Consider the following 24,361-nt stretch of genomic DNA (forward strand, 5'->3'; position numbering starts at 1 on the left):
TGCGGGGCCGGCCAGCGGATATTGAAGCAAGGACGCAACACATGGCCGATCTGATCGCATCGCCGCGCCGCACATTCCTCAAACTTGCCGGTGCCGGGCTCGGCGCGGGCCTGCTGCCGGCCGTGGGGCGCGCCGCATCGCCCGCGTTGCTGAGGGCCGCGAAGCACGAAGGGCAGCTCAACACCATTGCGCTGCCGCCGGACTGGGCGAATTATGGCGAGATCATCGCCACCTTCCAGAAAAAATACGGGATCACCATTCACAACGCCGCGCCCGATGACAGCTCGGCGCAGGAATTGCAGTCGATCCGCTCGCTCAAACACCAGTCGCGCGGGCCGGACGTGGTCGATGTCGGCCCGGCCTTCGCGCTGAACGGCGCGCAGGAAGGGCTGTTCCGGCCCTACAAGGTCGCGACCTGGGACAGCATTCCGGCGTCGATGAAGGATGCGGGCGGGCTGTGGTACGGCGATTATTTCGGCCTCGTGTCGTTCGGCATCAACCGCTCGGTCTCGAAGGCGGTGCCGCATGACTGGGCCGATCTGAAGAAGCCGGAATTCAAGGGCATGATCGCGCTGAACGGCAGCCCGCTCGGCGCCGGGGCCGCGTTCGCCGCGGTGGTCGCGGCCGCACTCGCCAATGGCGGCTCGCTCGACAACATCATGCCGGGCATCGAGTTCTTTGCCGATCTCGCCAAGCGCGGCAATTTCAACCCCTCGGCGGCGACGGCGGCAAGCCTTGTTTCCGGCCAGACGCCAGTGGTGATCAACTGGGATTACCTGAACCTCGCCCAGGCGAAGAAGGCGAAGGGGATGACACCGATCGACACGGTCATTCCCGCAGGGGCAACGCCCTATGGCGCGTTCTACTGCCAGGCGATCAGCAAGTTCGCGCCGCACCCGAAGGCGGCCGAGCTGTGGCAGGAATTCATCTATTCCGACGAGGGGCAGCTTCTGTATCTCAAGGGCTTCGCCCATCCGGCGCGGTTCTCGGCGATGGCGAAGGCGGGGGCGATTCCGAAATCGCTGATGGCAGAACTGCCGCCGGCCAAGCCGTATGGCGAGGCAGTATTCGCCAACAACGCGCAGACGAAGAAGGCGCAGCAACTGCTGACGGAAAACTGGACGAAGCTCGTCAAGGCGTGAGGCTCCGGCTCAAGGCCGGCGAGGGTGGGGGGCTGACGCTCGCCTTCGTCGGCCCGCTCGTTGTTTACGTGATCGCCTTCCTCGTGCTGCCGACGCTGATGCTGCTGGCGGAGGCGTTCTCTGGAAAGCACGGGCTGACGCTGAAATATGTCGCAGCACTGGGGCAGGGGCAGACGGTGATTGCGTTCCGCAACTCGCTCGTGCTGTCGGCGCTGGCGGCGCTGGTCGGCGTCACCGCCGGCGGGATCGCCGCCTATCTGGTGCTGCGGCCGGGCGTGCCGCGGGGCGTGCGCTCGCTGGTGACGAGCTTCAGCGCGGTGGCGGCGAATTTTGCCGGCGTGCCGCTGGCCTTCGCCTTCATCGCGACCCTCGGCAGCCTCGGCATCATCACGGTGTGGCTGAAATCGGCCGGGGTCGATCTCTATGGCATGGGGTTCAGCCTGTATTCACTGCCGGGCCTCGTGCTGGTCTATGCCTATTTCCAGATCCCGCTGATGATCATCGTGTTTACCCCGGCGCTGGAGGCGCTGCGGCTTGAGTGGCGGGAGGCGGCGGAGAATCTCGGCGCCTCCGCCTTCGATTACTGGCGCCATGTCGGGCTCCCGATTTTGCTCCCCTCGTTGCTCTCGGCGTTCATCCTGCTGTTCGGCAACGCCTTCTCGGCCTATGCCACACCCTACGCACTGACGTCGGGGATCGTCGCGCTGGTGCCGGTCGAGATCAGCAACGTGCTGTCGGGCAACGTGATGATCTCGCAGCAGACCGGGGCGGCGCTGGCGCTTGGCATGATCGTGGTCATGGTTGGGGTCATGGGCGTCTATGCGCTGGCGGCACGGCGGATCGGCCGGTGGGGACGACGATGAAGGGCGCGGCAGGGCGATTGCTGCCGGAAGCCTGGCTCGGGCTTCTCTTCCTGTATTTCTTCGTTCCGCTGCTCGCGACCGGCGCGTTCAGCCTGTGGGAAGGTGGCTCGCGCTACGGTTTCGCCGCTTACGTGGCGCTGTTCCACCAGCCGAAGCTATGGCAGAGCCTGTTCCTCTCGGTGCGGCTGGCGGTGGAGACGATCCTGCTCGGGCTCATCGTGCTGGTGCCGGCGGTGTTCTGGCTGAACTTGCGGGTGCCGCGGCTGCGGCCGGTGTTCGATTTCATCTCGGTGCTGCCCTTCGTGGTGCCGCCGATCGCCCTGGTCGCCGGAATGACGGCGCTCTACACGGGGCCGGACTGGCTGGTCGGCACCCCCAACTATCTGGTGATACCCTACGTGATCCTCGCCTTGCCCTATACCTATCGCGCGCTCGATCTCGGCATGCGCGTGCTCGACCTGCGTACCATGACCGAGGCCTCGCAAAGTCTCGGCGCCGGCTGGGGGACGCTGATCTTCCGCGTCGTGGTGCCGAATCTGACGACGGCGCTGGTGGGCGCCGCACTGCTGACGATCGCGATCGTGATGGGCGAGTTCACCTTCGCCAATATCCTGCTGTTCAACACCTTCGCCGTTTACATCAACTATGTCGGCCAGACCTCGGCGACGCAGGCCTCGGCGCTGACGCTGCTGAGCTTCCTGATCACCTGGCTGGCCATGCTCGGCGTGCTGGTCTCCGGCCGGGGCGGGCGCAGCGTGCAGATCGGAGGGGCGCGCTGATGCCGCATCTGGACATCGACGGCGCGGTGAAGCGCTATGGCGGCAAGACCGTGCTGCACGGCATCGAGCTCGCGCTGGGGCAGGGGGAGTTCGTCTCGCTGCTCGGGCCCTCGGGCTGCGGCAAGACGACGCTGCTGCGCATCGTCGCCGGGTTCGAGCGGCCGGATGGCGGGCGGGTGGTGCTGGCCGGAAATGACATCACCGATCTGCCGGCGGCGCGGCGCAACATGGGCATGGTGTTCCAGGCCTATTCGCTGTTCCCGAACATGACGGCGGAGGAGAATGTCCGCTTCGGGCTGAAGGTGCGGCGGGAAACTCCGGCGGCGCAGCAGGCGCAGGCGGCAGAGCTGCTGGCGCTGGTGGGGCTCGCCGAGCACGCGCGGAAATATCCGCACCAGCTCTCCGGCGGCCAGCAGCAGCGCGTGGCGCTGGCGCGGGCGCTGGCAATCCGCCCGGCGTTGCTGCTGCTCGACGAACCTCTATCCGCGCTCGATGCCAAGGTGCGGGTGCAGCTGCGCGACGAGATCCGCCGCATCCAGCAGGAGACCGGGGTGACGACGCTGTTCGTCACCCATGACCAGGAGGAGGCGCTGTCGATCTCCGATCGGGTCGTGGTGATGCAGGAGGGGCGGATCGCGCAGGCAGGAACGCCAGCAGAAATCTATGGTGAGCCGGCGAACATTTTCGTGGCGCGGTTTGTCGGCGCGGCGGCGGAGTTGCGCGGCCGGGTGAGGGATGCGGAGGCCGGGCTGGTCGAGCTCTGCGGCCGAGTGGTGCCGGCGGCGCGGGCGCGTGGGCTGGCAACGGGGGCGGCGGTTCACGTGTTGCTGCGGCCGGAGACGGTGCGGCTTGGGCCACCCGGGGCGGCGGAGGCGCTGCTGGAAGGGGTCGTTGCCTCACGTGTGTTCTTCGGCGCGCTGACCTCGATCCGCATCGAGGTGGATGGCGGCTTCAGTCTCGCGGCGGCGATGCCGAGCGCCGAGGCCGGTGCTGTGGCACAGGGCAGCCGGGTTTCGCTCTGGTGGGATGGGGAGGCGCCGCGGGTGCTGGCGGCCGAATGATCCCGGACGGCGCGATCGAGGCTGCGAAGGCGGCGGCGGAGGCGGCGCGGGAAGCGATCCGGCCGTATTTCCGCGCCGGCCTGGGGGCCGACGACAAGGCGGATGCGAGCCCGGTGACGGCGGCGGACCGGGCGGCGGAGACGGCGATGCGCGCGGCGCTGGCGCGGCACACGCCGGGGTTCGGGGTGATCGGCGAGGAATTCGGCGACGACCGGCGCGGGCGGTTCAACTGGGTGATCGACCCGATCGACGGGACGCGGGAGTTCATCACCGGGCGGGCAAGCTTCGTGACGCTGATTGGCCTGGTCGAGGACGGCGTGCCGGTGCTGGGGCTGATCGACCAGCCGATGACCGGCGAGCGGTGGCTGGCAGCGGATGGGCGCGTTGCGTTTACCGGCCCGTTCGGCGGCGTGCCAGGCTGCCGGCGGCGCGCGGCGCTGGGCGAGGCGGAACTCTCCTGCACCGGGCCGGAATGGTTCGCACCCGCGCAGCACGCGGCGTTCGACCGGCTTGGCCGGGCCTGCCGGCGCGTCTCCTGGGGCGACAATGCCTATGCCGCGGGGTTGCTGGCACTCGGCGCGATCGACGTCATCGCCGAGGCCGGGCACAAGCCGTGGGACTGGGCGGCCTCGGTGCCGATCGTCGCGGCGGCGGGCGGGGCGATGTGCGACTGGTCGGGCCGGGCGTTGCGGCTTGACGCCGAGACCGATGGCACCGTGCTGATCCTGGGCGACCCGTCGCTGCGTGACGAGGCCCTTGCCATTCTTCGAGGTGACTCTTGCTGATTGCCCATATTTCCGATCTGCATGTCCGCCCGGTTGGCCGCCCGGCCAACCGGGTGGTCGAGACAAACATGATGGCCGAGCGCGTGCTGCGCCGGGTGGCGACGCTCGATCCGGCGCCGGAGGCGATCGTCATCACCGGCGATCTCGTCGATTGCGGGCGGGACGACGAATATGAGGAGTTAAACCGGCTGCTCGACCGCAAGCTGCCATGTCCGGTCTATGTAGTGCCCGGCAACCATGACCGGCGTGAGGCTTTCCGTGCGGCGCTGGGCCATCTGCCGGGGGTGGCTGCAGATCCGGATTTCGTTCAATATCAGGCTGATATCGGCCCGTTCCGACTGATCATGCTTGACAGCGTGGTGCCTGGGGCGGGGTATGGCGAGCTGTGCCCGCAACGGCTCGCGTTTCTGGATGCGGCGCTGGAGGCGGCGGCGGGACGCAAGGTGCTGATTGGGCTGCATCATCCGCCGGTGCTCACCGGAGTGGCAGCGATGGACAGCATCATGCTGCGCTCGTCCGAGGCGCTGCTGGCGCGCGCGGCGGCGCATGGGAATGTCGCGGCCATCCTCTCGGGGCATCATCACCGTGCGATCCACGCGGCGCATGGCCGGACGATGCTGCTGAGCGTTCCGGCCGCCGCCGGGCACCAGAGCGAGATCACCTTCGATCCGAAGGCGCGGGCCTATTTCCACCTGGAGCCGGGCGGCATTTTTCTGCTTCGCTGGACCGAGCGGGAAGGGCTGACGGCGATGCTCGACAGCGTGGGCGACCTGCCGGGGCCGTATCCGTTCGTCGTCGAGCCGGAGTATCCGGGCATGCGGCGGGAGGGTCCTGCATCGTGAAGCGCCTGGAGCATCATCCGATCAGGTGAGCTCGTCTTTGCCAAATGTCGCAGAAGAAATATTATGGAACCTAAAGGCAATCAATCTACGCCGGATACAATTTGATAAGCCTTGAGGCTCGATTGTAAGTTCCGGCTCACATGCAGCATCGATGATGGCGGGGCGCGCCATGCCGGGCCTGCACGCGGCGCGAGGGAGATTCGATGATGATCGCATCGCCGCCGCCGTTGCTCGCCATTGTCGTGCCCGTGCATGACGAGGCGCCGAATCTCCCAACGTTGCTCGCCGAGCTCGATACCGCGCTGGCTTGCGTCGATCACGAGATCATCATTGTCGACGACGGAAGCACGGACGCAACCCCGGATGTAATCGCCGCCGTTACCGCGATGCGGCCGAATATCCGCGGCCTGCGGCACGTGCGGTGCCATGGGCAGAGTGCCGCGATCGTCTCCGGGGTAACCGCGGCGCGGGCGACCTGGATCGCCACGATCGATGGCGACGGGCAGAACGACCCGGCCGATATTCCCGATATGCTTCGCCATGCCTGGCAGGAGGAACGGCCCGGCGTACCGATACTCGTCGCGGGACGGCGCGTGCGGCGGCACGATCGGCTGATGAAGCGCATCGCTTCGCGCATTGCCAACGCCGTCCGGGCGCGTGTGCTGGGTGATGGCGTGCCGGACAGCGGCTGCGGACTGAAACTGTTTCGCCGATCCGCTTTCATGGCGTTGCCGCATTTCGACCATATGCACCGATTCCTGCCGGCGCTGTTCGCCCGCGCCGGCGGCTGCACCGTGTTGCATCCCGTTGCCCATCGGCCGCGCCTCGCCGGGCGCTCGCATTACGGCACATGGGACCGCCTCCGGGTGGGGCTGGTCGATCTTGCCGGCGTCGCCTGGCTTCAACGCCGGGCTTGCAGGGCAGTTCTGGCCGAGCCCTCCGGGACCGCGGCAACCACGAACAGCACGGACAATACGGCACCGCCACCAGTTTCTCTGGAAGTGGCCCAGTGAGCGGTGGTCCGGGGCGGCGGGCGCTGGTGCGTGCAACACGCTTGCTCGCTTTCGGGGCGGGATTGCTGATAGCCGCATTTTTACTGCGATTTCAGTCATTCGGGCCGCTTTTCGTGCCACATCACGGGCAGGGCTGGCGCGATGCGGTGATTCTCGGCGCGCTCGGGGCGCTGGCCTGCGCGATTGGCATGCCGCGGCAGGTGATCGGCTTCGCGGCAGGCTATGCTTGGGGCGTGCTGCCGGGCACCGCACTGGCGCTGGGGGCCCAGCTTGCCGGCTGCACTATTAATCTGCTCTGGGCACGGTTGGTCGGCCGCGCTTTCGTGCAGTCCCGGCTTGGGCGGCGCACAGCCCGCATCGATCGTGCCCTTGCAGCGCAGCCATTTGCCGCAACGCTCGCATTGCGATTGATGCCGATGGGCAGCAATCTCGCGCTCAATCTGCTGGCCGGGCTGTCGAGTGTCAGGATCCTGCCGTTTCTGGCGGGTTCGGCTTTGGGATATCTGCCGCAGACGGTAGTGGCCGCGCTGCTCGGCGCCGGTGGCCGGCTGGGACGATCGACGGACATTGGCTTGGGCGTCGGGCTGCTTGCGGCATCGATGATCCTGGCAGGCACGCTGCGCCGCAGGGTTATGACGGCGCTGGCGGAGGCCTGACCCCTTCAGCGGCAGGCGGTTCCGGCCGCACAGGCGATGCGGGCTTGTGGCGGACTGACCCGGCGGATGGTGATTTCGGTGCCGGCGCGAAGCGGGGAGGACAGCGGGCCAAAGCGCGCTGCACCCGCCATGAACTGGGTGCGCGAGGGTTGCGCCCCCTGCCCTGCCGGCCCGTAGACCGCATAGACCGTATGGCCGGCGGCGAGGGCCGCGCGGGCGCGGGCAGCATCGCGGGTGACGCGCGGCGTGAGCGCGGTGTCGTAATGGCCGAGCATGATGCGGGCAGCGCCGTCGCTGGCAAGAATGACGTCACCCGACGACATGCGTGCACCAAGCAGTTTCGCCGCAAGATCCCAGCGCGGCCTTGTTTCCGCGTGATAATAGGGGGTGAGGTTCAGAGCGAGGGCCAGCACAGCGACCGGAAGCGCGGCAAGACGCGCCGCCGGAGCCAGTTCATCAAGTCCAAGCCCGGCAAGGATGAAAAAGGGCGGCGCGCTCCAGAGCAGATAGCGCGGCAACAGCAGCGGATGGATCAGGGACAGGAGGCCGAGCGCCGCCGGCTGACCGAGCCAGGCGATCAGCAGCGTCAGGCGTTCGCCGCGAGCAGCGCGCAGATGACGGATGCCGAGGAACGCCAGGACCGCCATCGAGGGGGCTAGGAAAACCAGATGGGTCGGCAGCAGGCGCATGGTGACCATTGTGGCGTCGCGCAGGCCGTAGAGGCCGGCTGCATCGATCAGCATGGTGTGGCGCGTCGGCGCCGGTATCCAGCGAAACCCTGCCATTGGCCCGTGATGCGGGGTGAGAGCGAGCAGCGCATAAGCCGGCGCAAGGAGCAGCAGGATGCCTGCGTTCACAAGGGCCCATGTGCGGATAAGGCGTTTGCGGCCGTGGCTGCGCGGCATCGCGGCGGCAAGAAAGGCCGTGCTGGCGATGAGTGGCCAGGGCAAGGCGTCCGGCAGGACCAGGAGCGAGAGCGCCGTGCCGGCGGCATAGGCGTGCCACGCTGCACGGGACGCCGCGTCAGGCGCGCGGACGATGGCAAGCAGACCCGCCAGGGCGAGCAGCAGCGGTGCCATCATCAGCGTATAGGATCTGGCTTCCTGGCTGAAAGCGACCTGCTGCGGGGCGAAGGCCATCAGCAGGCCGGCGAGCCACGCGCCATGCCGGCCACCGGCTTGGCGGGCGATGGCGAAGATCAGCCCGGCCGAGGCCGCACCAGCCAATGCCGGGACAAACCGCAGCGCCGCCATCTGCATGCGCACGGGCGCATATTCGAGTGCTAGGCGCTCGATCAGGAAAAAGCCGGGCAGATGCCGGTTGCGCAGGGAGTCCTGGATCAGATACGGCATCCGGAGTCCGGCGCGGTTGATGGTGATGACCTCATCCAGCCAGGGCGGCTTGTCGCCCAGCCCATGCAGGCGAACAGCGAATGCGGCGCAGACAATGATCGCCACGCCAATCGCCACTCCTGCCCGGCCGTCCCGGTCTGCCCCCACCGCCCGCATGGGCACAGTCTCGCGCCGGCATGTAACAGGGCGACAACTGACATTACGAGGGCGTTCTCAACATTTTGTTAACCGGATTGCGGCAAGGTGAGTGGGAACGGAACGGCCAATCCTGGCGAGCGGCCCTGCGGGAGCAAAGGAGCGGATGAGCGGTCAAGCTCGAACGGACAGAAATGGCGACCCGACGCAGCTGGCTCAGGAAGAGATCGACTCAATCCTGTCCGGTGGATCTGTTGTCGAAGACGGGGAGCTGGAACCGGAGACCGAAGAGGAAGCCAGCCGGCTTCTCTATGGTCGGGCGGACAGTTATGAACGCCTGCCGATGGCGGAAGTCGTTTTCGAACGGCTGTCGCGAATCCTCGCTGGTTCCTTGCGCAACCTGTTCCAGGACAATGTCGAGGTTCGCCTCACCCGACTTGCCTCGCGCCGGCTTGCCGACAGTTTCTCGGAGATCAGGCCGCTGGCATTGCTCGGCGTGTTCCGGGCGCGGGAATGGGACAATCTCGGGCTCATCCATCTCGATGCCGAAACCGTCAACAACCTGACGGAAATCCTGCTCGGGGGGCGCCGTATGGCAGTCGCGTCAGACCGGATTCCGAAACCGGTGACCTCGATCAGCCGCAACCTGTCCGAACGGCTCATCCGCGTCGTGCTGCACGACCTCAGAAGCAGTTTCGGGCCGATCTGCGACGTCACCTTCGACTTCGAACGGACCGAGACGGACCCGCGCTTCGCGACAATCGGACGCAATTCCGGCGTGGCGCTGACGGCGCGGCTGAGCCTGCAATCCGCCGGCCGGAATTGCACGATCGACATCATCCTGCCCTTCGCGACACTGGAACCCGTGCGCGAATTGCTGCTGCAACAGTTCATGGGCGAGAAATTCGGCCGCGACTCGATCTGGGAAACCCATCTCGCCGAAGAGCTTTGGCACACCGATGTGGAACTCGAGGCGGTGCTCGACGAACAGACGATGAAGCTGGGCGCGGTGATGGAACTGCGCGTAGGCGACATCATCCAGATCAACGCCCCGCGTGGTTCCGACATCGTCCTGCGTTGCGGCAATGTCGATCTTTTCGCCGGCCGCCTTGGCGTGCGGCATGGCAAGCTGGCCGCCGAGATTCGCGGCTGGCTTCCTCGCGCAGGCGAGTAGAGCATCACCCGATCAGATGAGGTTATCTGATCGGATAAAAATGCTGTGTCTATAAATATGATAGACTACGACATTCGATCCCACCGGATCGGGACATGTCCCGGCTTGTCGCGCCCCCTGCCCCACCTGGCTTGCGCCCGGCTGAGGCCGCGAGCCTCAGGACGCGGCTTCGACGATCCGGGGGAACAGGCCCGATGGCGCCGGCAGCGCAGCACCGGTGTCGAGCGGTATCGCCAGTGATGCGAAGTCACGCCGGTCGGCCCGGACGGCAAGCTGGTCCAGCAATTTCGCCATGCTCTCCGGCATGAAGGGCTGCAACAGAAGACCGACGACGCGCAGCACCTCGCAGAGGGCCCTCAACACGGTCCGCATCCGGTCCGGATCAGTCTTGCGCAAGGCCCAGGGGGCTTGGTGGTCGATATACGCATTGGCGGCGCGCACCAGTTTCCAGACCTCCTCGATCGCCTCCTGATAGGCCAGCCGATCCATTGCCTCGCGCATGCGGTCAGGCAGACCATCGGCGATGGCCCGCAGCGCATGATCGGCCTCGCTTGCGGGGCCAGCTTCGGGCACTGCGGCACCGGCATTCTTGGCGATGAAGGAGAGCGTGCGCTGGGCGAGATTGCCGAGATCGTTGGCGAGCTCGACATTGATCCGCGTGATCACCGAACGGCGGGAGAAATTGCCGTCATTGCCGAAAGGCATTTCGCGCAGCAGACAGAAGCGGAGCTGGTCAAGCCCGAATTCGGCGATCAGCGGCTCGACGGCCAGGGCGTTGTTGAGCGACTTGCTCATCTTCTCGCCCTCGATCGTCCACCAGCCATTGGCGAAGATGCGGCGCGGCGTCGGCAGGCCAGCGGCCATCAGCATTGCGGGCCAGTATATGGCGTGGAAGCGGGTAATTTCCTTGCCGACCAGGTGCAGGTCCGCCGGCCAGTATTTCATCAGCGGCGCGTCCATGTCCGGATAGCCGCAGGCAGTGAGGTAGTTGGTCAGCGCATCGATCCAGACATACATCACGTGATCGGGCGCGCCGGGCACCGGAATGCCCCATTTGAAGCTGGTGCGGCTGATCGAGATGTCCCGCAGGCCGGAGCGAACGAAGGAGAGTACCTCGTTGCGACTGGAAGAGGGCTGGATGAAATCCGGGTTGTCTTCATACAATTTCAGAAGACGATCCTGGAAAGTGCTGAGTTTGAAGAAATAGGATGGTTCGCGCACCCACTCCACCGGCGCGCCGAAGGGCGAGCGCTTGATGCCGTCGGCGCCGGTGACGAGTTCGCTCTCGTCGTAAAAGGCCTCATCGCGGACGGCGTACCAGCCCTCGTAATGGCCGAGTTCGATGGCCCCTGACCGCTCGATCGCCTGCCAGATTGCCTGGCAGGAGCGGATGTGGCGCGGCTCGGTGGTGCGGATGAAATCGTCGTTCGAGATGTTCATCGCCTGCGCCATGGCACGGAACTCGCCAGCGATGCGGTCGGTGAACTCTTGCGGGGCGATGTTGTTCGCGCGGGCAGTGGCCTCAACCTTCTGGCCATGCTCGTCGGTGCCCGTCAGGAAATGGACGTCGAACCCGTCCAGCCGCTTGAAGCGGGCGAGCGCGTCGGCGGCGACCGAGGTGTAGGCGTGGCCGATATGGGGCGCGCCGTTCACGTAGTAGATCGGGGTCGTGATGTAGAATTTTCGGGTCATGGCACTCGGAGAAGCTGGAGCATGGTCAGAACCGCCGCACGCGGGTCGAGATTGAGACCGTCGACTTCCGCCGCGATCCTGCCGAACTCCTGCCAGAGCCGGGCGCGGCCATCAAGCGCGTTGGACGGGTCAGCGCGGGCGGCGGCGCGGGTTTCGGTGGCCAGTGCTGCGCGCAGCAGTTCGGCGAAGGTGGCAAACCCGTCATCGGCACGGGCGATCGTATCGGCGATGGAGGCGGCGCGCGCGGGTGGGAGCGGCCCGGCGAGCGCCTCGCCAACGAGGCCGGCCAGCGCAAGGCCATCGGCATCGGCGAGCGAGAGCGCACGGCCGATCGAGCCTTCCGCCAGCGTGGCCAGGGCCGTGCGGCGTTCGGCGGGAAGATCTGGCAGATCGGCGGCAAGCAGGAGGCTGAGGGTTTCGGTTGGCAGCTTGTCGAGATCGAGCCGGCGGCAGCGGCTGCGGATGGTGGGCAGCAGCCGGCCCGGGGCGTGGCAGACCAGCAGCCAGATCGCCCGCGCCGGCGGCTCTTCGAGCAGCTTGAGCAAGGCATTGGCGGCATTGCGGTTCAGCGCCTCGGCACCATCGACGATGACAACGCGCCAGCCCCCCTCACCCGGCGTCAGCCGCAGGAAGCGGCCAGCAGCGGCAACCGTGTCGACCACGATTTCACCCTGCATCCGTTTGCGCTTCTCGTCGTAACGGCGCTCGATCACCAGCAGATCGGCATGCGCGCCGGTTGCGATGCGGCGGAAAGCGGGATCTCGCGCCGGCAGCGACAGGTCCGGCGTGCGGGCGCCAGCGAGCAACCAGCGGGCGAAGCGGAAGGCCAACGTCGCCTTGCCGATCCCCGGGGGGCCGGCGATCAGCCAGGCATGATGCAGCCGCGTACCGGTCGCGGCGCGGAAAAGCTCTGTTACGGCGCTATCATGACCCAGAAGCTCGGGATTGGCGCGAGGCGGCAGCATCAGGCGATGGCGAGGCCGAGCCGGGCGCGGATGAGGGCGGCAAGCGCGTCGGTGATCTCCTCGATCCCACTGGCCGCATCGACCACGACACAGCGTTCCGGCGCAGTGGCGGCAATGGCGCGAAAGCCGGCAGCAACCCGGGCGGCGAATTCGGCATCGAATTGTTCGTAGCGGTCGGTGGCGCTGCCGCGGCGGGCGAGTCGCGCGCGGGCGACGGGTTCAGGCAGATCAAGGATCAGGGTGAGATCGGGGGTCAGATCGATCATCGTCTCGAGAGTCGCGATCGTCGTCCGCCCCACGCCGAGGCCGTAGCCCTGATACGCCATGGTGGAATCGGTGAAACGGTCGCACAGGACCACAGCGCCGCGTTCGAGCGCCGGGCGAATAACCGCGGCGACATGATCGGCACGGGCGGCAAAGACCAGCAGCGTATCTGCAAGCGGGGCAAAATGGCGCGCGGGGTCGAGCATCAGCGCGCGGATCGCCTCTGCCCCCGGTGTGCCGCCCGGCTCGCGGGTGGTGAGAACCTCATGCCCGGCGGCGCGGAGCCGGTCGGCAAGGCGGGCGATCTGTGTCGACTTGCCGGCCCCTTCCCCGCCCTCGATCGTGATGAAAACGCCCTGCGGGCTCACCGAACCACAATCCCGGGGCCGGCAATGCCACGGTCGAGCAACGAACGCAGAGCAGCATCGGCAGCGGGCACGCTGTCATAGGGGCCAAGGCGAAGCGAGTAGAGCGTGCGTCCACCGGAGGATTGCGGAACGACTGAACCCGGCATCCCGGAAAGGCGGGCCTGCAGGTTCATCGCGTCCGCGCTCGAGCCGAAGCCGGGAATCTCGACATAGAGCGGGCCGGGCGAAGGCCGGCCGATGCGCACGTTACCTGAAAGATGAGCGGCCGCGCCGGAATGGCGGTGCTGCATGACAGGGTGAGCGGCGGTGCTGATGGCGGTGCCGGCCGTTCCAGTAGCGCCGGGCGGCGGCGGCAGGGCGGCGGCCGCAACCGAGCTGACCGGTGCTGCGCTGAGATGTGGGCCGGCGCCGAGCCGGTCCTGCAAGGCGGAGGACCGACCGGCGAGCAGCCGGACGCGGACCTCGGCGAGACCGTTGGCCGGCATTCCGAGGCGCCGGGCGACATGGGGCGTGACCGCAATGATGCGTCCGGCCTGCATCGGCCCACGGTCGTTCACGCGGACGGTCAGGCTGCGGCCGTTATCCAGGTTGGTAACCCGCACGATCGAGGGCAGTGGCAGGACCGGACTCTGGGCAGTCAGGCTGCCGGCGCGATAGACCTCGCCATCCGCGGTAAGCCGCGCAGGCCCGGATGGGATCACGGTGGAAAGACCAGTCCGGTCATAGCGGCCGAAGACGCGCGGATAATGCCATTGGCCGCCGGCATCATACGGCTTTCCGATCGTGAAGCGGGCATGCTGCCCCGGTGCGGGGTGATGCAATGGCCGGGTGCAGCCGGTAAGCGCCAGCAGGGCGGCCAGCTTCAGTCCCAGGCGGGTCATGCGAGAATCCGGCGGCCGAGTTCGCCAACCGCGAGAGCGTAGAGATCGGATGGATTATAGCTGCGGATCGCGCGGAAATTGCCAAAGGCGAGGAAGGCTTCGCCGGAGGGGCCATCAGGCAGCAGCAACGAGGCTGGCGTGTTCGCCGGCAGGTGACGGGCCGGCGCCAGGCGATGAACGCCGAGCGCCTGCCACTGCGCCAGCGGCAGCACGTGGTCGCGCCCGGCCAGCGCGGCGTTGAGATGCGGCGGGACAAGCACCGGCTCGCTCGATGGCAGGCCGAGCCGCCAGTGCGACTTGCGCATGTAATTGGCGATCGAGGCCATGGTGTCGGGTACGCTGGTCCAGATATTCGGCTGACCATGACCTGAATAGCTGACCGCGGTGCTGAGATAGATGCTCGGCATGAATTGCGGCTGCCCCATGGCTCCGGCCCAGGAGCCACGCAGTTCGGAAAGACGAACATCGCCGCGCGAGACGATGCGCATTGCAGCGATGGCCTCGCGGCCGAAATAGGAACTATTTTTGTACCAGGCGAGTGTCGCAAGGGCGTCGATCACGTTGAAATCGCCCTGATAATGGCCGAAATCGGTCTCGATCCCCCAGATGCCCATGATCGGCGCGGCAGCGACGCCGAAGCGGGCCCGAACTTGCTCGATAATCCCACGATGTGCGGCGAAGGCCGCTTTTCCGGCGGCGACGCGGGTCTGGGTGACCACGCGCGCACTATATTGCGCCCAAGTCAGGGTGAATTCCGGCTGATGTGTTTCATGCCGGATCACCTCCTGGTTCGGTTTCAGGCCGGACAGGGCGGCGAAGGCGATATGAGACGGAACGCCCGCCCGGCGCGCCCGGCCTTCGAGCTCATGGATGAAATCTTCGAAGCCGGCGGCGCGGGCCGGCCGAACCAGGGCGGAGGCGCACGGAAGTGCTGCGAGCAGGAAACGGCGTTTCATTCCCCCGTTCTGCCACGCCCGGCGCCGCCGCGGAAGGGAGGCTCAGGTGCTCGCAACGTCGGCCACAGCAAGTTCGATCAGGCGTTCCAGAATGTCGGGCTCCTGGGCGCCGGCGATCGCGGTTTGGCCATCGATGATGAAACAGGGGACGCCGTTGATGCCGAGACGGTGGACAAACAGATTATCGGCATGGATCTGCTCGATCGCCCGATCACTCGTGAGAAAACCTGCGACATCAAGCTGCCGCAGGCCATTTGCTGCGCCGATGGAGGCAAGGGTTTCAGTGTTGCCGATATCGAGCCCGGCGGAGAAATAGGCTTGGAAGATATCGAGAACCACGCCCTCCGCCGATCCCCCGTGTTCGAGGGCGAAGCGGACGAGACGATGGGCATCGACGGTGCTCGGCGCTCGGGATATCCGCGGAAAAGCGAGGTCAAGCCCGTCTTCGGCGGCGATGGTAGAAATGGCAGCGTGAAACCGCCGCGCGCGATCTTCGTCGCCGAATTTACGTGCGGTATAGTCGGCGCGGCTGATACCGCTGCGAGGCATATCCGGATTGAGGAGAAACGGACGCCACGTCGTCACGATCGGCAGGTCGGGGCGACTCTGGCGCAAGCGCTGGAACCGGTGAATTCCAAGATAACACCACGGGCAGACGAAATCGAAAACGATCTCGACGGTCACCCTCGGCGGGCGCGGCAAAGCCATATTCATAATTTGTTAAAATAGCCTACGCGGTTCGGCAGGCAAAGCGAAAAGATGCTTGTGCGCCAATGGTGTTTTTTGGATCACTGGATAGAGATGGAGCGGTGCTGCGGGCGCATGGCATCGGTGATCGCGCTGTAGGTCGAGATCGGCGATGGCCGCCCGAAAAGATAGCCTTGGATTTCATCGGCCCCGCAATCCCTCAGGATGTCGGCCTGGCGCTCGGTTTCCACGCCCTCCACCACCACGGGCAGGCGCAGCCCGCGCCCGAGGCCAAGGACCGCATTGACGATGGCAAGGGATTCCGATTCTTCGGCCAGATCGCGGACAAAGCTGCGGTCGATCTTGAGCTTGTTGAAAGGAAAGGCGCGCAGCGTTGCCAGCGAGGAATAGCCAGTGCCGAAATCGTCGATAGAGATGCCGACGCCGAGCGCCTTGATCCGCTGCAACGTATCCACAGCCCGCTCGAAATTGCGAATCAGCATGGATTCGGTGACCTCGATCTCGAGCCGGGAAGGCGGCAGACCGGTCTCGCGCAGGATGTCGGTAATGATTGCAGCGAGATCGCCTTGCTGGATCTGGATGGGCGAGACGTTAACCGCCACGGTCAGCGGCACCGACCAACGTGCAGCCTCTGCACAGGCCTCGCGCAAGACCCATGTACCGACCTCCTCCATGAGGCCGATGGATTCGGCGAGGCCAATGAAGAGATCGGGAGCGACGGGACCGTGGACCGGACTGTTCCAGCGCAGCAACGCCTCGAAACCGCTGCACAGGGTGGTGCGCATGCAGATCATCGGCTGATAGACCAGCGACAATTCCCGATGCTGGAGTGCCAGCCTGAGATCCTGTTCCAGAACCCGGCGTTTCTGCCATTCCGACTGGATCGTGGCATCGTAAAAACCGAGGCTGTTGGGCCGTTCCTTTTTCGTGACATGCAGGGCCTGGCTGCTATGGGCGAGCAGCGCGCTGGAGGTCATGCCGTCGAACGGATGCAATGCAATGCCCACGGACGCGGAAATGGCGATCTCACGCCCATCGGCGAGGGTGATCGGCTCGGCAATCGCACGCAACAGGCGCCGCGCCAGCGCTTCAACAATCTCCGGCTCCTCGCAACCGGCTTCAACCACGACGAATTCGTCGCCGCCGACGCGGGCAACGAGATCAGTTTCGCGAACCTGGCGACTGATCCGCGCGGCAACCTCGCGGAGCACGCCGTCTGCCGCCGAATGGCCGAAAAGATCGTTGATTCCCTTGAAATCGTCGATGTCAAAGGTGAGCAGTGCGACGTTTTCCCGGCGCCGCCGTGCCTCCGCAAGCACCTGGTCGAGCCGTTCCAACAGATGCCCACGATTGATGAGGCTGGTCAAAGGGTCATGCGAGGTCATGAAGCGGATTCGCTCGAGCGCCAGCTTCCGGTCGGTGATTTCCTGGCAGAATCCGCGCACGGCAATGACCGCACCGGCAGGGCTGGTCTCCGGTCGCATGTCGATCCAGAACCAGCGCCGCGCACCCTCGCCGCAACCATCGAGCCGGACTTCCACCGCGGCGGGCTCGCCGGTTTCGAAAATGGTCGCAAAGGTCGCGAGGAAGGTGGCGCGGTCGGCCTCGTCCATCTGGCTGGTCAGCGTGTCCTCATGCGGAATGAACGACGCGGGATCCGTGCCGAACAATTCGTGCATATCGGCCGACCATGTCGCGCGACGGTCCTCGGCGGCGATTCGCCAGTTGCCGATCCGGGCAATGCGATGGACGGTCTGCAGGTCGTCGAGCGCCTGGCGGGCGCACCCGATCGAACGTTGGGCGACATCGAGCGCGAGACCCGCGACGCGATTGAATTTCTGCACGGCCGGATGCGCCATGCCGGCGGGCAGATCGCGGGCGAGGTCGGTTGTGGCCTGCGCCAGAGCCGCGCGCAGTTGATCGATTTCCGTGGGATCGAAGGCGGAACATGAAGCTTCCCGTGCTGTCACGACGGCAATCCCATGGGGCACCGGGGGAACGGAAGCCGACGCGGCATCGATAGAAGGCCGAACCCGAGCCGGCTGAGGACGATCGCGAGATCTGGCGGCAGTCCCCCTGCAGCGAAGGCCCGTGCCCGCGCATCAGGCCCGATGCGGCCGATACGGGAGTGCCGGAGGGGGGCCGGGGTAGAACCGTTCATGTCGATCGTCGGTCTCCGTGATGCCGAAATCATTCATTTGTATAGCCTGAAAAGGTGAACAAAACGTTTCGGATTCCGACAAGTCGGGAGCGCACTTGACTCGCGACGCCGCGAGACCCATCGTGGCCAGACCGAGGGGTGCGCCCACAGGCGCTGAGAGCTGGATGTCCGGCAACCCTTTGAACCTGATCCGGGTTGCGCCGGCGGAGGGACGGGATCAACCAGACCGAACCATACGCCCAAGCGTGGTCCCTGTTACGAGGAGCGCGCCATGAACGTCCAGTCCAAGCCAGCCACCGTTACCACCGGCCCGATCGCCGGCTCACGGAAGGTCTTTTCCTCGCCCACCGACCGGCCGGATATTGCCGTGCCGTTCCGCGAGATCGACCTGCATCCGAGCGCGGGAGAGGCGCCATTCCGGATCTATGACACGTCGGGCCCGTTCACCGACCCGCATTTCAACCTCGATCTCGACAATGGCCTGCCGCAGGTGCGCGGCGCGTGGATCGGACGGCGCGGGTTCGACGCCGTCTCCGGCCGGACGGTGAAGCCGGAGGACAATGGGTTTGCGGCACCGGACCGGCTGGTGCCCCCCTGCCCCGCCGGACGGACCGTGTTCGCCGGCAAGGAAGGCGCGCTGGTGACGCAGTATGAATACGCGCGGGCCGGGGTCGTCACCGAGGAGATGATCTATGTCGCCCACCGCGAAAATCTCGGCCGGGCGAAAGCAGCCGAGGGTGCGGCGACGCGGCGGGCGGATGGCGAGCAGTTCGGCGCGGCGGTTCCTGAATTCGTGACGCCGGAATTCGTCCGCAGCGAAATCGCGGCGGGGCGGGCGATCATTCCCGCAAACATCAACCACCCCGAGCTGGAGCCGGTGATCATCGGCCGCAACTTCCTCGTCAAGATCAACGCCAATATCGGCAATTCGGCGGTGACCTCGGGAGCCGCAGAAGAGGTCGAGAAGCTGGTCTGGGCGATCCGCTGGGGCGCGGATACGGTGATGGACCTCTCGACCGGACGGAACATCCACAACATCCGCTCCTGGATCATGCGCAATTCGCCGGTGCCGATCGGCACGGTGCCGATCTACCAGGCGCTGGAGAAGGTCGGCGGTGATCCGGACAAGCTCGACTGGGAAGTGTTCCGCGATACGCTGATCGAACAGGCCGAGCAGGGTGTGGATTATTTCACCATCCATGCCGGGGTGCGGCTCGCCCATGTGCCGCTGACGGCGAAGCGGGTGACCGGCATCGTCTCGCGCGGCGGCTCGATCATGGCGCGCTGGTGCCTCGCGCATCACCGCGAGAGCTTCCTTTACGAGAAGTTCGACGAGATCTGCGACATCATGCGCAAGTATGACGTATCGTTCTCGTTGGGCGACGGGCTGCGGCCCGGCTCGATCGCCGATGCCAATGATGCGGCACAGTTCGCCGAGCTGGAGACACTTGGCGAGCTGACCAAGATCGCCTGGGCGAAGGGCTGCCAGGTGATGATCGAAGGCCCCGGCCATGTGCCGATGCACAAGATCAAGGAAAACATGGAAAAACAGCTCGAAGTCTGCCACGAGGCGCCGTTCTACACGCTCGGGCCGCTGACCACCGATATCGCGCCCGGCTACGATCATATCACCTCGGCAATCGGGGCGGCGATGATCGGCTGGTTCGGTACCGCGATGCTCTGCTACGTGACGCCGAAGGAGCATCTCGGCCTGCCCAACCGCGATGACGTGAAGACGGGTGTCATCACCTACCGGCTCGCGGCACATGCGGCGGATCTCGCCAAGGGGCATCCGGCGGCGAAGCTGCGCGACGATGCGGTGAGCCGGGCGCGGTTCGAGTTCCGCTGGGAGGACCAGTTCAATCTCGGCCTCGACCCTGATACGGCGCGCGCCTTCCACGACGAGACGATGCCCAAGGAGGCGCACAAGGTCGCGCATTTCTGCTCGATGTGCGGGCCAAAATTCTGCTCGATGAAGATCACCCAGGACATTCGCGACGAAGTGGCCCGCGGTGAGGGTCTGGCGCAGAAGGCTGCCGAGTTCCGCGACGGCGGCAGCAAGATCTATGTCGAGGATCAGGCAGCGGAGTGAGACTATGAAGGTCGCCATCATCGGCGGCGGCATCATCGGGCTCGCCCTGGGCTGGCGCCTCGCGCAGCGCGGCGCCGAAGCCACGGTGTTCGAGCGCGATACGATCGGTCGCGGCGCTAGTCATGCTGCGGCCGGGATGCTTGCCGCGGGGTGCGAAACCGAGCCGGGCGAGCAGGCACTCGGCGTTCTCAACCGGGAGTCGCAGGCACTCTGGCCGGATTTCGCGGCGGAACTGGAGGCCGCCTCCGGCATGGAGGTCGGGCTGCGCGGCGAGGGCACGATGCTGATCGCCCTCAACCGTGACGATGCCGCGAAGCTGCGGCACGACATGGAGTTCCAGAAACGCCAGGGCATCGAGCTTGAGTGGCTGACACCGGCCGAGGCGCGAGCGCGCGAGCCCTATCTCGCGCCGCAACTGGCGGGAGCTGTATTCTCGCCGGCTGACGGGCAGGTGGACAACAGGGCCGCGACGGCGTCGCTGGCCGAAGCGTTCCGGCGCGCGGGCGGCGTGCTGCGTGAGCGGATGCCTGTGCTGCGGATCGAGACCGATGCCAGCCGCGCACGGGGTGTGGTGACAGAAGAGGGCGTTCACGAGGCCGATGTGGTCGTGCTGGCGGCGGGCGCCTGGTCCGCCGGGTTTGATCTGCCGGTGCCGTTGCCGCCGGTCCGCCCGATCAAGGGACAGATGCTGTCTGTCCAGATGGATCCGGCGGCTCCCCTGCTGCGTCATGTGATCTGGGCGCCGCGGGCGTATCTGGTGCCGCGGCGGAGCGGCTTGCTGATCGTCGGTGCGACGGTCGAGGAGCGCGGGTTCGATGGCGCGATCACGGCCGGCGGGCTGTATTCGCTGCTCGATGGCGCCTGGCGCGCATTGCCGGGCATCGAGGACCTCACTGTGGTGGAAACCTGGGTCGGTTTCCGGCCCGGCTCGCGCGACGATGCGCCGGTGCTCGGGCCGAGCGCCCTGCCCGGGCTGATGTTCTGCACCGGGCACCACCGCAACGGCATCCTGCTCACCCCGGTTACAGCTGCAGCGATGGCGGCGACGATCCTGGAACAGAGGCTGGATCCGCGCATGGCCCCGTTCGGCATCGAGCGGTTCACGCGGGTCAGGAGTGCGGCGTGAATCGCGAGGAAATCCGGGTGAACGGTACGTTTGAGCCGATTGCAGCGAGCATTGCCGCGTTGCTGGAGGCGAAGGGGCTACACGAGACGAAAGGCCTGGCAGTGGCGCTGAATGCCGCCGTGGTGCCGCGGGCGGCCTGGGCACGCACGCGTCTGGTGCCGGGCGACGAGGTCGAGATCGTTCGCGCGGTCGGAGGAGGCTGAGATGAGCGGATTCGAGATTGCCGGCGTCGGGCTCGGCTCGCGCCTGTTCATGGGCAGCAGCGCCTATCCGAACCAGCAGGTGCTGCTTGACGCGCTGGAGGCAGCCGACCCGTCGCTGGTCACCGTGGCGATCAGGCGGATCAGCCTTGATGCCTATGGCGGCTCGCTGCTCGACGCGCTGGGCGGGCGCTACCGGCTGCTGCCGAACACCGCCGGCTGCTCGACCGTGCGCGACGCGGTGCTGACCGCCGAACTGGCGCGCGAGGCGCTGGAGACCGACTGGATCAAGCTCGAAATCATCGGCGACCGGGAAACCCTGTATCCCGACGCCGAACTGCTGATCGAAGCGACCGGCGTATTGGTGAAGGCCGGCTTTACCGTGCTGCCCTATTGCACCGACGACCCCATCCTCTGCCGCAAGCTGGCCGATCTCGGGGCAGCAGCGGTGATGCCGCTGGGATCGCCGATCGGCTCCGGGCTTGGCATCGCCAACCCCTACAATATCGAGCGAATCTGCGCGCAGAGCGCGGTGCCCGTGGTGCTCGACGCCGGGATCGGCACGGCATCGGACGCGACGCTGGCGATGGAACTCGGCTGCGACGCGGTTCTGCTCAATACCGCGATCGCCCGGGCGCATGATCCGGTGCGCATGGCGGCGGCGATGCGGGCAGCGGTGGAGGCCGGGTATGGTGCCCGCGCTGCCGGCCGCATCCCGAAACGGCTGCGGGCCGAGGCGTCGAGCCCGGAGCTTGGGCTGATCGGCGCCTGAAGCTCACCGCATGGCCGTCCCTGGCCGGCGCAGGCCGTGGGAGCTTCGCGACCGGCTCAGCCCTTGGGTCTCATTTTGCCACCGCTGGATCAGGTCTTTGATATTGCCAAATCGTTGCCGACCGGACCATACTTCGTCTCGTTAAAGAGAGTTTGATTACGGGGACAAAGAAATGGGTCAGCACGCACCCCTGGCAGCCGGTGGTTCGCTGCGGACTGGCGAACTGAAAACGATGGCGGTCGACAGCGAAACCGAGATTGAACTCGATGCGATGATGCAAAACGCGACCACCGCGGCACAGTTCCTGCGGTGCATCGCCAACCCGCACCGGCTGATGGTCCTTTGCCATCTCACACATGGCGAGGCCTCGGTGGGACAGCTCGAACGGGAGCTGGGCATCCGCCAGGCGCATCTGTCGCAGCAGCTCGCGCGACTGCGACAGGACGGGCTGGTCACGACTCGCCGTGATTCGCGGACGATCTATTACGCGTTGGGCAGCGACGCGGCGCGCGATTTGGTCGGGCTGATCTACCGCCTGTTCTGCACCGCCGGCATCGACAAGGCGGGGGGCTGCGACTGACGCGCGGCATCCAGCCCGCGGACAATCCATATCCCCACGAACATCGCGACCACGAATGGCCAGATCGCTAGCGGGTCGAGCGACAGAGCGGTTATGGCCGGGCCAGGGCAAAGACCGGCCAGCCCCCAGCCGATCCCGAATATCGCGGCCCCGCCTGCAAGGCGCGGAGTGATCCCGCTGCGCCGCAGCAGCGGAAAATGCCCGCCAGCCAGCGGTTTGCCCAGGCGCTTGCCAAGAGCGAATCCGGCTGCCGCGACGATCACGCCACCCCCCATGACAAAGGCGAGGCTCGGGTCCCAATGCCCGGCGATGTCAAGAAAGCCGAGCACCTTGGCGGGATCGACCATGCGGGAGAGCAGAAGCCCGGCGCCAAAAAGCAGGCCAGCGGCGAGGGCGACCAAGGTCTGGCGCATCAGGCGGCTCCAAGATGACGGGTGAGGAAAACCACGAGGCCGGCGATGCCGAGGAAGACCAGCGTCGCCACGATCGAGCGCGGCGAGACGCGGGCGAGGCCGCAGACGCCATGGCCGGAGGTGCATCCGCCGCCGAGTGCGGTGCCGATACCGACCAGAAGGCCGGCGCCGATCATCACCGGCAGACCAGCGGCGACATGGATGGCGGGCGCAGCACCGGCGGCACGGGCAAGCAGGCCGGCGAGCACCAGGCCGGAGATGAAAGCGAGCCGCCACTCCCGCCCGCTGCGCTGAATCAGGTCGCCGGCGATACCGGTAATGCCGGCGATCCGGCCGATGCCGACCCAGAGTAGGGCGGCGGAGGCGCCGATCATCAGCCCGCCCGCGAGATCAGGCAGCGGAGTGAAGCGCGTGCGAAAGAGCACGGGAAGCAGCATGCGGCCAGGTCCTCGCCGTCAGAGCGTGTTGAGCGGAATCTTGAGGTAGCGCCGTCCGTTCGGCCCGGGGTCCGGCAGGTCGCCACCACGGATGTTCACCTGCAGCGATGGCAGGATCAGTACCGGGGCTGCGAGGGTTGCATCCCGCGCCTCGCGCATGGCGACGAACTGCGCCTCGCCGATGCCGGCGTTGATCTGCAGGTTCTTTGCCTTCTGCTCCGCGATCGTGCTCTCCCATTGCGGAGGGCGGCCGCCGGGCTGGTAGTCATGCGCGGTAAAGACCCGGGTTTCATCCGGCAGGGTGTAGAGACGCTGGACAGAACGATAGAGCGCGTGGGCGTCGCCGCCGGGAAAATCGCAGCGGGCGGTGCCATAATCAGGCTGGAACAGCGTGTCACCCACGAAGACGGCATCGCCCACATGATAGGACATGCAGGCCGGCGTATGGCCGGGAGTATAGATGGCCTCTGCCTCGATCGTGCCGATCGCAAAGCGTTCGCCATCCCGGAACAGATGGTCGAATTGCCGTCCATCCGTAGGGAAATCGGGGCCTAGATCGAATATATCGGCGAAATTTTCCTGTACCGGCGCGATTTGATCGCCGATGCCGATCACCCCTCCGCCCAGGCTGCGCTGAATGTAGCGCGCTGCCGAGAAATGATCCGCATGAACGTGGGTTTCGAGAATCCAGTCGATGGTGAGGGCGCGCTCGCGTACCGCGGCGATCAGCGCATCGGCGGATTTGGTGGAAACCCGGCCGGCCTTGGGATCGTAGTCGAGCACCGAATCGATGATCGCGGCACGCAATGTCGCGGGGTCGACCACGATGTAGCTGATCGTGCTCGTCGCGGGGTCGAAAAACGGCAATATCTCGGGGCGCAGAGCCATCGCAGCCTCCTCGTGCATTCATATTCTGTGCATCGAATATGAGCGGCTGGCCGCCG

The 24,361-nt window shown here is 66.3% G+C and carries 25 protein-coding genes and 1 riboswitch; of the genes, 14 read left to right on the top strand and 11 right to left on the bottom strand.

Going from position 1 to position 24,361, the window contains the following annotated elements; translation table 11 throughout:
• Positions 1-41: 41 nt before the first annotated feature.
• From HUW10_RS03500 to HUW10_RS03535, 8 genes are all read left to right on the top strand, one after another.
• Entirely contained in the window at positions 42-1,142 is a 1,101-nt protein-coding gene (locus HUW10_RS03500) for an ABC transporter substrate-binding protein (protein ID WP_174502233.1), read from the top strand.
• Positions 1,139-2,005, top strand: coding sequence for an ABC transporter permease subunit (locus HUW10_RS03505; RefSeq protein ID WP_174502234.1), 867 nt, complete (start codon positions 1,139-1,141; stop codon positions 2,003-2,005). The genes HUW10_RS03500 and HUW10_RS03505 overlap by 4 nt, the downstream gene beginning before the upstream one ends.
• On the top strand, positions 1,990-2,784 hold the full coding sequence (locus HUW10_RS03510) for an ABC transporter permease (protein ID WP_236656186.1): 795 nt from the start codon (positions 1,990-1,992) through the stop codon (positions 2,782-2,784). Before HUW10_RS03505 ends, HUW10_RS03510 begins: the two co-directional genes overlap by 16 nt.
• Positions 2,784-3,845 carry an ABC transporter ATP-binding protein gene (locus tag HUW10_RS03515; protein WP_174502235.1) on the top strand — a complete coding sequence of 354 codons (1,062 nt, stop codon included), beginning with the start codon at positions 2,784-2,786 and terminating at the stop codon, positions 3,843-3,845. The genes HUW10_RS03510 and HUW10_RS03515 overlap by 1 nt, the downstream gene beginning before the upstream one ends.
• Complete coding sequence (locus HUW10_RS03520) at positions 3,842-4,630, top strand: inositol monophosphatase family protein (RefSeq protein WP_174502236.1); 789 nt, start codon at positions 3,842-3,844, stop codon at positions 4,628-4,630. Before HUW10_RS03515 ends, HUW10_RS03520 begins: the two co-directional genes overlap by 4 nt.
• Positions 4,624-5,472, top strand: a complete 849-nt coding sequence (locus HUW10_RS03525) for a phosphodiesterase (RefSeq protein ID WP_174502237.1) — start codon at positions 4,624-4,626, stop codon at positions 5,470-5,472. Before HUW10_RS03520 ends, HUW10_RS03525 begins: the two co-directional genes overlap by 7 nt.
• A gap of 203 nt (positions 5,473-5,675) precedes the next feature.
• Entirely contained in the window at positions 5,676-6,485 is an 810-nt protein-coding gene (locus tag HUW10_RS03530) for a glycosyltransferase family 2 protein (protein ID WP_371808613.1), read from the top strand.
• A gap of 62 nt (positions 6,486-6,547) precedes the next feature.
• Complete coding sequence (locus HUW10_RS03535) at positions 6,548-7,141, top strand: TVP38/TMEM64 family protein (RefSeq protein ID WP_174502134.1); 594 nt, start codon at positions 6,548-6,550, stop codon at positions 7,139-7,141.
• 5 nt (positions 7,142-7,146) lie between these two features.
• Here the strand turns inward: HUW10_RS03535 and HUW10_RS03540 are convergent, their stop codons facing one another.
• Entirely contained in the window at positions 7,147-8,598 is a 1,452-nt protein-coding gene (locus HUW10_RS03540) for a glycosyltransferase family 39 protein (protein WP_236656187.1), read from the bottom strand.
• 196 nt (positions 8,599-8,794) lie between these two features.
• Between HUW10_RS03540 and HUW10_RS03545 the strand changes: the two genes are divergently transcribed.
• A complete protein-coding gene (locus HUW10_RS03545; RefSeq protein WP_174502238.1) occupies positions 8,795-9,802 on the top strand; it encodes a FliM/FliN family flagellar motor switch protein in 1,008 nt (335 codons plus the stop codon).
• Positions 9,803-9,958: 156 nt separating this feature from the next.
• Here the strand turns inward: HUW10_RS03545 and metG are convergent, their stop codons facing one another.
• From metG to HUW10_RS03580, 7 genes are all read right to left on the bottom strand, one after another.
• Positions 9,959-11,494 (bottom strand): methionine--tRNA ligase, encoded by a 1,536-nt coding sequence (metG, locus tag HUW10_RS03550; protein WP_174502239.1) that lies wholly within the window; start codon positions 11,492-11,494, stop codon positions 9,959-9,961.
• Positions 11,491-12,459, bottom strand: coding sequence for a DNA polymerase III subunit delta' (locus HUW10_RS03555; protein ID WP_174502240.1), 969 nt, complete (start codon positions 12,457-12,459; stop codon positions 11,491-11,493). The genes metG and HUW10_RS03555 overlap by 4 nt, the downstream gene beginning before the upstream one ends.
• Positions 12,459-13,091: a dTMP kinase gene (gene tmk, locus HUW10_RS03560; protein WP_174502241.1), complete on the bottom strand. Its 633-nt coding sequence runs from the start codon at positions 13,089-13,091 to the stop codon at positions 12,459-12,461. Before tmk ends, HUW10_RS03555 begins: the two co-directional genes overlap by 1 nt.
• On the bottom strand, positions 13,088-13,972 hold the full coding sequence (locus HUW10_RS03565) for an SPOR domain-containing protein (RefSeq protein WP_174502242.1): 885 nt from the start codon (positions 13,970-13,972) through the stop codon (positions 13,088-13,090). The genes tmk and HUW10_RS03565 overlap by 4 nt, the downstream gene beginning before the upstream one ends.
• Entirely contained in the window at positions 13,969-14,928 is a 960-nt protein-coding gene (locus HUW10_RS03570) for a lytic transglycosylase domain-containing protein (protein WP_174502243.1), read from the bottom strand. Before HUW10_RS03570 ends, HUW10_RS03565 begins: the two co-directional genes overlap by 4 nt.
• A 42-nt stretch (positions 14,929-14,970) precedes the next feature.
• Positions 14,971-15,612, bottom strand: coding sequence for a DsbA family oxidoreductase (locus tag HUW10_RS03575; protein WP_307781109.1), 642 nt, complete (start codon positions 15,610-15,612; stop codon positions 14,971-14,973).
• 104 nt (positions 15,613-15,716) lie between these two features.
• On the bottom strand, positions 15,717-17,495 hold the full coding sequence (locus HUW10_RS03580) for a bifunctional diguanylate cyclase/phosphodiesterase (protein ID WP_236656188.1): 1,779 nt from the start codon (positions 17,493-17,495) through the stop codon (positions 15,717-15,719).
• Between the two features lie 426 nt (positions 17,496-17,921).
• A riboswitch (TPP riboswitch) is annotated at positions 17,922-18,026 on the top strand.
• Positions 18,027-18,068: 42 nt separating this feature from the next.
• Between HUW10_RS03580 and thiC the strand changes: the two genes are divergently transcribed.
• The 5 genes from thiC (at position 18,069) to HUW10_RS03605 (ending at position 22,567) form a co-directional block, all read left to right on the top strand.
• Complete coding sequence (gene thiC, locus HUW10_RS03585; RefSeq protein WP_174502246.1) at positions 18,069-19,889, top strand: phosphomethylpyrimidine synthase ThiC; 1,821 nt, start codon at positions 18,069-18,071, stop codon at positions 19,887-19,889.
• Between the two features lie 4 nt (positions 19,890-19,893).
• Positions 19,894-21,015, top strand: a complete 1,122-nt coding sequence (gene thiO, locus HUW10_RS03590; protein ID WP_174502247.1) for a glycine oxidase ThiO — start codon at positions 19,894-19,896, stop codon at positions 21,013-21,015.
• Entirely contained in the window at positions 21,012-21,218 is a 207-nt protein-coding gene (thiS, locus tag HUW10_RS03595) for a sulfur carrier protein ThiS (protein WP_174502248.1), read from the top strand. The genes thiO and thiS overlap by 4 nt, the downstream gene beginning before the upstream one ends.
• Position 21,219: 1 nt before the next feature.
• Positions 21,220-21,987 (top strand): thiazole synthase, encoded by a 768-nt coding sequence (locus HUW10_RS03600; protein ID WP_174502249.1) that lies wholly within the window; start codon positions 21,220-21,222, stop codon positions 21,985-21,987.
• 172 nt (positions 21,988-22,159) lie between these two features.
• Positions 22,160-22,567, top strand: coding sequence for a metalloregulator ArsR/SmtB family transcription factor (locus HUW10_RS03605; RefSeq protein WP_174502250.1), 408 nt, complete (start codon positions 22,160-22,162; stop codon positions 22,565-22,567).
• On the opposite strand, the gene HUW10_RS03610 is transcribed toward HUW10_RS03605, so the two are convergent.
• Genes HUW10_RS03610 through HUW10_RS03620 form a run of 3 tightly spaced genes read right to left on the bottom strand, consistent with a single transcriptional unit; the run spans position 22,516 to position 24,305 of the window.
• The gene (locus HUW10_RS03610; protein WP_174502251.1) at positions 22,516-22,980 is read right to left on the bottom strand and encodes a YeeE/YedE family protein; all 465 of its coding nucleotides are present in this window, start codon (positions 22,978-22,980) and stop codon (positions 22,516-22,518) included. The two genes, HUW10_RS03605 and HUW10_RS03610, sit on opposite strands and share 52 nt — an antisense overlap.
• Complete coding sequence (locus HUW10_RS03615; protein WP_174502252.1) at positions 22,980-23,417, bottom strand: YeeE/YedE family protein; 438 nt, start codon at positions 23,415-23,417, stop codon at positions 22,980-22,982. Before HUW10_RS03615 ends, HUW10_RS03610 begins: the two co-directional genes overlap by 1 nt.
• 18 nt (positions 23,418-23,435) lie before the next feature.
• Positions 23,436-24,305, bottom strand: coding sequence for an MBL fold metallo-hydrolase (locus HUW10_RS03620; RefSeq protein WP_174502253.1), 870 nt, complete (start codon positions 24,303-24,305; stop codon positions 23,436-23,438).
• Positions 24,306-24,361 lie beyond the last annotated feature (56 nt).

This window comes from Acidiphilium sp. C61 (genome assembly GCF_905116885.1).
Classification (GTDB): Bacteria; Pseudomonadota; Alphaproteobacteria; order Acetobacterales; family Acetobacteraceae; genus Acidiphilium.

What these genes read in the sequence shown, in the direction of transcription:
- HUW10_RS03500 (WP_174502233.1), top strand. Translation starts at nt 42, where the DNA reads ATGGCCGATCTGATCGCATCGCCGCGCCGCACATTCCTCAAACTTGCC.
- HUW10_RS03515 (WP_174502235.1), top strand. Translation starts at nt 2,784, where the DNA reads ATGCCGCATCTGGACATCGACGGCGCGGTGAAGCGCTATGGCGGCAAG.
- HUW10_RS03520 (WP_174502236.1), top strand. Translation starts at nt 3,842, where the DNA reads ATGATCCCGGACGGCGCGATCGAGGCTGCGAAGGCGGCGGCGGAGGCG.
- HUW10_RS03530 (WP_371808613.1), top strand. Translation starts at nt 5,676, where the DNA reads ATGATGATCGCATCGCCGCCGCCGTTGCTCGCCATTGTCGTGCCCGTG.
- HUW10_RS03545 (WP_174502238.1), top strand. Translation starts at nt 8,795, where the DNA reads ATGAGCGGTCAAGCTCGAACGGACAGAAATGGCGACCCGACGCAGCTG.
- metG (WP_174502239.1), bottom strand. Translation starts at nt 11,494, where the DNA reads ATGACCCGAAAATTCTACATCACGACCCCGATCTACTACGTGAACGGC.
- HUW10_RS03555 (WP_174502240.1), bottom strand. Translation starts at nt 12,459, where the DNA reads ATGCTGCCGCCTCGCGCCAATCCCGAGCTTCTGGGTCATGATAGCGCC.
- HUW10_RS03565 (WP_174502242.1), bottom strand. Translation starts at nt 13,972, where the DNA reads ATGACCCGCCTGGGACTGAAGCTGGCCGCCCTGCTGGCGCTTACCGGC.
- HUW10_RS03570 (WP_174502243.1), bottom strand. Translation starts at nt 14,928, where the DNA reads ATGAAACGCCGTTTCCTGCTCGCAGCACTTCCGTGCGCCTCCGCCCTG.
- HUW10_RS03580 (WP_236656188.1), bottom strand. Translation starts at nt 17,495, where the DNA reads ATGGCGCATCCGGCCGTGCAGAAATTCAATCGCGTCGCGGGTCTCGCG.
- thiC (WP_174502246.1), top strand. Translation starts at nt 18,069, where the DNA reads ATGAACGTCCAGTCCAAGCCAGCCACCGTTACCACCGGCCCGATCGCC.
- thiO (WP_174502247.1), top strand. Translation starts at nt 19,894, where the DNA reads ATGAAGGTCGCCATCATCGGCGGCGGCATCATCGGGCTCGCCCTGGGC.
- HUW10_RS03600 (WP_174502249.1), top strand. Translation starts at nt 21,220, where the DNA reads ATGAGCGGATTCGAGATTGCCGGCGTCGGGCTCGGCTCGCGCCTGTTC.
- HUW10_RS03605 (WP_174502250.1), top strand. Translation starts at nt 22,160, where the DNA reads ATGGGTCAGCACGCACCCCTGGCAGCCGGTGGTTCGCTGCGGACTGGC.
- HUW10_RS03610 (WP_174502251.1), bottom strand. Translation starts at nt 22,980, where the DNA reads ATGCGCCAGACCTTGGTCGCCCTCGCCGCTGGCCTGCTTTTTGGCGCC.
- HUW10_RS03615 (WP_174502252.1), bottom strand. Translation starts at nt 23,417, where the DNA reads ATGCTGCTTCCCGTGCTCTTTCGCACGCGCTTCACTCCGCTGCCTGAT.
- HUW10_RS03620 (WP_174502253.1), bottom strand. Translation starts at nt 24,305, where the DNA reads ATGGCTCTGCGCCCCGAGATATTGCCGTTTTTCGACCCCGCGACGAGC.